Here is a 6,611-nt window from a genome sequence, read left to right on the forward strand (position 1 = left end):
CCTTTTCGATTCTTTGCCAATTTCGAGTGTTACCACTCCAGCGCTTTGGGTTTTTCGCGTAAGCAGTCGCGTAGACGGCTTTGCGATTATTTTGGCATAAAAATCTTGTTGAACTGAGAGCACTGACTTTCCGGCAAAAATTCTCAATTTCAAGCCATTGTTTTAAGCATTTATAATTTTCTTTAATGCCCCAACGTAGATGATATAACGATTGCGAATTCAATGTTTCAAGCTAAAATAAGCCCGGCTATACATACCCATGCAGAAGCGCTAGAAGCGGAAGACAAAGAAGGTATAGCTGTGGTACCTCTGACGATTCCTTTATTGGCAGGGCCTGGTGCAATCAGTTTGGTCATCGTTAATGCGGAGCAAATGATCTATTGGGTCGATAAAGTAATCATTAGCTTCGGGGCTTTATTTTTAGCGGGTGTTGTGTGGATGCTTTTAAGTTTGGCAATGCCTTTAGAAAAGCGATTAGGTACGGCTGGTATAAACATATAGCTACGCGGCTTATGGGCCTCTTGCTGGCAGCGATGGCTGTACAGTTTATTGCCAACGGTTTAATCGCGTTATTTCCAGCATGGAGGCAGCTATGAGTCCATCTGCACTTGCCTATGCAATAACGGACATCAACTGGACATGGGCTACGTTTATCTTCAGCACTATGAGCACGACTCTTTTTTCTTCATAAAAACTCTGATTATCGTTATATATGGCTATTACCACCGACGACCAGCGCAACCTTCAGCGTAAACAAGCCTGGCAGACATTGCTCGATTTTTTGCTTGGGTTATTAGAATTAGAAATCGAACCCGCCAAGTCATTGGAGCAGCTCCTTCAACCGGATTCTGATGAGTTGGATAATCTCTCTGATATCGGCGCCGACATCGGCTTGCGGATGGATCGCGTGGCTTTGACGCCAAGCGCTGCGGCAGAGGCATCCGCTGCCCATACGCCGATGGTGGCGCGTCTTTCCGATGGCCGCGGCTGGCTGGTTTTGTATGGTTTTAGTGCTAGCCGGGTACACGTAGCTTTGGTGCAAGGCGAAGTAATTGAGGAAAGTCGAATCAAGCCAGCGGCCGTCAGGCAATTACTGGGCTTACCTGAGGGACGTTTGGCAGACTGGTTACTGGTGTGGGCAAAGGCACCGCTCGCAAACGCCGTCAGTCACGATCATCACGCCCATCTAACGCCGTTGCGTCGACTCATGGAACTGATGCGCGCTGACCATGCCGATCTGTGGGTGGTGCTGGGTCTGGCGTTAGGCTCGGGTTTGCTGGCCTTAGCCTCGCCGGTTGCTGTGCAAGCCTTAGTGAACACGGTAGCGATGAGCGGTATGGGACAACCTTTGCTAGTGCTGTCGATTATCCTGTTCTTCTTCCTAACGTTTGCCGGTGCAGTGCATGTGCTTCAATCATACCTGGTTGAAATTGTGCAACGGCGCATCTTCGTCCGTCTGGCGACGGATTTGGCTTACCGTCTGCCCAGAGTGCATAGCGATGCCTATCGACATCACCATGGCCCGGAATTGGTCAACCGCTTTTTTGATGTCCTGACGGTGCAGAAGGCCGGTTCGTCACTTCTTCTGGATGGCTTGAGCACAGCGGTACAAACGTTAGTCGGCCTGATCATGCTGGCTTTTTACCATCCTTTCCTGCTGGCTTTCGACGTGGTGTTGGTACTGTTGATCTTCTTTATCATCTTCGTACTGGGGCGTGGCGGTGTTACCACAGCCATCCAAGAATCATTATCCAAGTACGCCCTAGTCGCCTGGCTGGAAATCGTTGCCAGCAACATGCAGACTTTCAAATTTAACGGCGGGCCGGAACTCTCTGCCAAGCGCGCCGATGCGCTCGCTCTCGATTATTTGGTTGCAAAGCGCAATCATTATAAGGTGTTGTTGCGCCAGATCATTGGTTCAGTAACCTTGTATGCGATAGCCAGCACGGCCTTGCTAGCCATCGGCGGCTACCTGGTTATCGACGGCCATCTGACTCTCGGGCAATTGGTGGCCGCCGAATTGATCGTGTCCTCAGCACTGATCTCGTTGGTCAAGTTTGGTAAGCATCTGGAAGGTTACTATGATCTGATGGCTGGTGCCGACAAGATTGGTCATCTGCTGGATTTACCGTTGGAGCGTGAGCAGGGTGTAGCGCCCATCATAATAGGCCCAGTTTCGCTTGCGGTAAGCAATTTATACTTTAGCTACGGTGCGAAACAGCCAGTATTTTCCAATCTTAGTTTCTTGGTTCAGCCAGGCGAGCGTGTCGCCGTGTTCGGCGGCTACGGCAGCGGCAAAAGCACCCTGGCAGCGCTTTTATGCGGCCTGCGCCAACCGGGAAAGGGATATATCGACATAAACGGCGTCGATCTGGGCAATTTGCGTCTGGAGGCATTGCGTAAACGGATTGCCGTGGTCGGTCGTACGGAGTTCTTCCAGGACAGTCTCTTCGAAAATGTTCGCCTGGGTCGGTCGGAACTTAGGCGAGATGAGGTTGAACAAGTACTGAGTGCAGTTGGCTTACTGGACGATATTGCCAGTCTCGCTGAAGATGGGTTGGATACCGATATAAGTCCCAGCGGCGCGCCTTTGTCAGCCGCTCAGGGACGACTGCTGCTACTGGCACGAGCTATTGCCGGACGTCCCGCGTTATTGATTCTGGACGGGTTACTCGATGACATGGACGATGCAGCGCGCCACCGTCTAACTCAAGTGTTGTTTGCCAGCGATGCCCCCTGGACCCTACTGGTACTGACCGGCTCGCCAAACGTCGCAGCGTTATGCGAACGTACTGTGGAATTGCCAGGAGTTGACAGCGATGTCTGAACTGCATTTTCGCTTTTCCGCCCTCTCCAGCGCACGCACACCTCGCCTCATCAGTACACTGGCGAGAATCTGCGTATGGGTATTCCTACTGACGCCACCGGCTTTACTGCTGACACCGTGGCAACAAAACATCACTGGCACCGGACGGGTTACAGCCTTTGCTCCCTTCGAACGTCAGCAGGCCGTGGAAGCGCCTGTTTCTGGGCGTATTGTGCAATGGCTGGCGCGTGAGGGCGCCAAGGTCAAGTCCGGCGACGTGTTGATGGAAATAGCCGATGTTGATCCACAACAGCTCGAACGCCTGAATCAACAGCGCGAGGCCTCCGCCGCTAAACTGGCGGCCAAGGAAGAAGAATTGCGGGCTTACCGACTGCAAATCGACAATTTGATCACTACACGCGATTTACAGGCTGCCACCGCTCAATACCGGCTGGATGTGGCTCGCCAGAGAGCAGTTTCGGCCAGCGAGGTGATCGCTTCAGCACGGGCGACTCTGGATACGGCCGCAGTGCAAACTGAGCGCTTGCAACGTTTGTTGAGTGACGGCTTGGTATCAAAACGTGACTTCGAAGTTGCCGAGCGTGATGGTATCGTCGCCCGGCGCAGCTTAAACAGTGCTCAGGCGGCATTGAATGCAGCACTGGCCGAGCAGCGCGCCGCTGAGGCTGAGATCGGGCGCATTCGCGCTGATGCCCAGGCACGCATTGACTCCGCCAGCGCTTCGGCTAACAAGACTCAAAGCGAACTGGAGGATAGTCGGGGCAGCCTGCTCAAGAGTGAAATTGATTTATCGCGTCAACAGTCCCAAATTGTGAAGGCGCCTCGTGACGGCAGTATCTTGCGTCTTGTGGCTAATCCGCAAAGCAATATTGTCAAGCAGGGTGATACTCTGCTGGTTTTGGTACCAGATACTGACATTAAGGCCGTGGAAATGTGGGTGAGTGGCATCGATGCTGTACTTATCACGCCGGGTCGCCATGCACGCCTACAATTCGAAGGCTGGCCGGCTATTCAGTTCGCGGGCTGGACCGAGCTGGCAGTAGGTACTTTCGGCGGCACCGTCGCTTTTGTGGATTCCACTAACGATGACATGGGCAAGTTTCGTGTGCTTATTGTTCCTGATCCATCCGACCGGCCTTGGCCGTCAGAGCGTTTTCTGCGTCAGGGTGTGCGCGTTAATGGCTGGGTAATACTGAATCGGGTCACGATGGCTTATGAACTCTGGCGTCAATTAAACGCTTTTCCACCACAATTGACGGCGGAAAAACCAGCAACTGACTCATATCGACAAAAATTGAAATAATCAATGATGAGACCATTTCTGACTTTCCGTCCTCGCCGAACTACATGGCTTTTAGCATCATTGTTAACGGGGTGCAGTTATTACTTTGACACTGCACCCGATCGACAGCTTGTTCAGCGGGTCGAAGAGCGCATGCACAACGAAGAAAGACTGCCAGTTGAAAAGCTCTCAAAACCGCCACGGTTAAGCGTCGAGCAGGCTCTGCCCAAGTTCAGGGAACGCCGCCTTCAGACCATGCGCAGTTTGACGCCTGCAAAGGCTGCCCTGAATAAAATTGAAGGGGCTAGTGTTCCGCCTGTGTCTATGGCTCAACCAGAAGCCAGTAAGCAATTATCCCCGGAACCAATGCGTACTCAGGGTATGAAGCGCACACTGCAATTAGATCAGGCCTTGCCGCCAATTAAGTCAATTCAGAATAAAGCAGAAGAACCCGATGGTCTGGTTGCTCCCAAGGCACAGCCAGAAGCCAGCAAACAGTTATCCATTGCCGAGGCGCGTTCGCTGGCACTGGAGAATAACCTGGACTTAAAGATCGCTATGGTTGACCCGAAGATCGCGTCCACTGTGGTCAGTCAAGAAGAAGCCAAGTTTGATGACCTGATCTTCGCCCGCGCTAAGTTCGGGAATAAGAACACACCCGCTCAAAATCTTGACGTGGTAACGTTCACCCCGTCTGAAGCGAGCTCGCCAGTGCTTAAGGGACAAGTGGACAAGCTTACTGCCGTGCCGCAACGCACCGAAATCCTAGAGATGGATGCCGGCATGGTCATTCCTTTGCGAACCGGTGCCAAGGTTACACTCAGTATGCCCTTCGATGAGAAGAAGCAGTTCGAGGGGGTTGCGTCTAATCAATACCAAAATGCGTTGCGTTTCTCCATCAGTCAGCCCTTGCTGCGTGATGGGGGAATCGATACCAATGTTGCCGGCATCCGCATTGCCCGTTACGAACAGCAGTCTGTGGATGTTAAGACTCGCTTACAGTCCATTCGTGTGCTGAGCGCTATCGAGCGCGGCTATTGGGGGCTGTATATCGTCTGGGGCGAACTGGATGTGCGCCGCCAACAATATGAAAACGCAGCGGCTAACTTGGCAATGGTAAGAAAGCGCGTGACGGAAGGCTTAACTGCGGCTGTGGAGATCAACCGTGCCGAAATTGGTGTGGCAGAGCGACTGGAAGCACTGATTATTGCGGAAACCACGCTTAAGATCAGACAGCGTCAGCTTAAGTTATTGCTGAATGACCCCGGCATGGATTTGGATTCGCCTACGATTTTAATCCCAGAGACTTCGCCAACCCTGCTTGAATTCAAATTTGATCGTAAACAACTGGTGCAACGGGCACTGGAAGGGCGACTGGAACTACTGGAGCTGGAGCTGAAACTCGCCGCCGATCTGACTAAGATCGATTATCTACGCAACCAAACGCTGCCGATGTTCATGCTTGACTACAACTATGGCTCGCTAGGGCGCGACACATCGTCCTTCGGTGGCGCTTTCGACCAGTCGATCAGTAGCAACTACTCTGATTGGTCGGTTGGTGTACGGATGGAAATGCCGCTTTCCAACGAACTGCGTCGAGCACAGCTGAATCGGGCAGTAGAGGAGCGTTTGCAACGCCTGACTACCCAACAACTGCGGGAACTTAGTGTCCGTCGTGAAATATATGATGCGCTGGATCAGGTGGATCAGAACTGGCAACGTATTCTCGCCGCTAGGCAAAATGTATTGCTCGCAGGACTCAACTACGATGCCGAGCTGAAACAATTTCGCGAGGGACTAAGGACAATGACCGAGGTTCTGGAAACCCTCACTCGCCTCGGCGAGGCGCAATTGCGCGAAGTGCGTGCTATAGGCGACTACCAGGTATCCCTGATCGACCTTGCTTTCGCCACCGGCACCCTGTTGGGTCACAGCCGAGTGGGGTGGGACACGCCAGAAAACGGGAGCTAGAAACCAATGACGGGATAAATCCTTTGATTCAGAGGAAAGTTTAACGAAATAATTAGCCTCAAGAATGAGCAGTCGGAACTCTGGAAGGTCTACAACAGCAAGATTGACAAGGAGCGTCCTGTTGTCCAGCGTGACGGCACTTAGCCTATATTTAACAATATTTCCTACTTTTAGGTACATTGAAAAAATAATACATTGATTTAAATGAAATTATTTATTATTAGTTAACTCATCTAAACAATTAATAAATCTTGATAAGTCATTGTTGGATGGGTTGACAAGCCCATCAATTCAATTTGAATCGAAGCAGTATTTACCGACCCGTCTGCATTATAGTAAAGCGCATCTGTGGTGGTGTTATAGATAATCCTATCTGAGGCATCACGTCCTTCAGCAACCTCAGCATCAGTCCAGAATTTATCTATTGTTATTGTATCTTCTGTTAAGCCTAAAGCTTTCGTAACATAGTTATGTAGCTCGATTTTATCTATCACTGAAACAACTTCAGTGGCAGCATCTGCGCTGGCTTGG

General features: G+C 51.4%; 6 protein-coding genes. 5 read left to right on the forward strand and 1 reads right to left on the reverse strand.

Translation table 11 applies throughout. From position 1 onward, the window contains the following. Positions 1-210: 210 nt before the first annotated feature. The 5 genes from ACOYNV_RS24810 to ACOYNV_RS24830 all read left to right on the forward strand — a co-directional run bounded on the left by ACOYNV_RS24810 (position 211) and on the right by ACOYNV_RS24830 (position 6,080). A complete protein-coding gene (locus ACOYNV_RS24810) occupies positions 211-501 on the forward strand; it encodes a MarC family protein (protein WP_422902491.1) in 291 nt (96 codons plus the stop codon). 11 nt (positions 502-512) lie between these two features. Beyond that, positions 513-596: a hypothetical protein gene (locus ACOYNV_RS24815; protein ID WP_422902492.1), complete on the forward strand. Its 84-nt coding sequence runs from the start codon at positions 513-515 to the stop codon at positions 594-596. Positions 597-712: 116 nt separating this feature from the next. After that, positions 713-2,827, forward strand: a complete 2,115-nt coding sequence (locus tag ACOYNV_RS24820) for a peptidase domain-containing ABC transporter (protein WP_422902487.1) — start codon at positions 713-715, stop codon at positions 2,825-2,827. After that, positions 2,820-4,130 carry an HlyD family secretion protein gene (locus ACOYNV_RS24825; RefSeq protein ID WP_422902488.1) on the forward strand — a complete coding sequence of 437 codons (1,311 nt, stop codon included), beginning with the start codon at positions 2,820-2,822 and terminating at the stop codon, positions 4,128-4,130. The genes ACOYNV_RS24820 and ACOYNV_RS24825 overlap by 8 nt, the downstream gene beginning before the upstream one ends. A 132-nt stretch (positions 4,131-4,262) precedes the next feature. Next, positions 4,263-6,080 (forward strand): TolC family protein, encoded by a 1,818-nt coding sequence (locus ACOYNV_RS24830; protein WP_422902489.1) that lies wholly within the window; start codon positions 4,263-4,265, stop codon positions 6,078-6,080. A gap of 233 nt (positions 6,081-6,313) precedes the next feature. Here ACOYNV_RS24830 and ACOYNV_RS24835 read toward each other — a convergent pair. Continuing rightward, the coding region (locus ACOYNV_RS24835) for a hypothetical protein (RefSeq protein WP_422902490.1) at positions 6,314-6,611 on the reverse strand (298 nt) is incomplete at its 5' end.

The organism is Propionivibrio sp. (assembly GCF_049316945.1).
GTDB lineage: Bacteria > Pseudomonadota > Gammaproteobacteria > Burkholderiales > Rhodocyclaceae > Propionivibrio.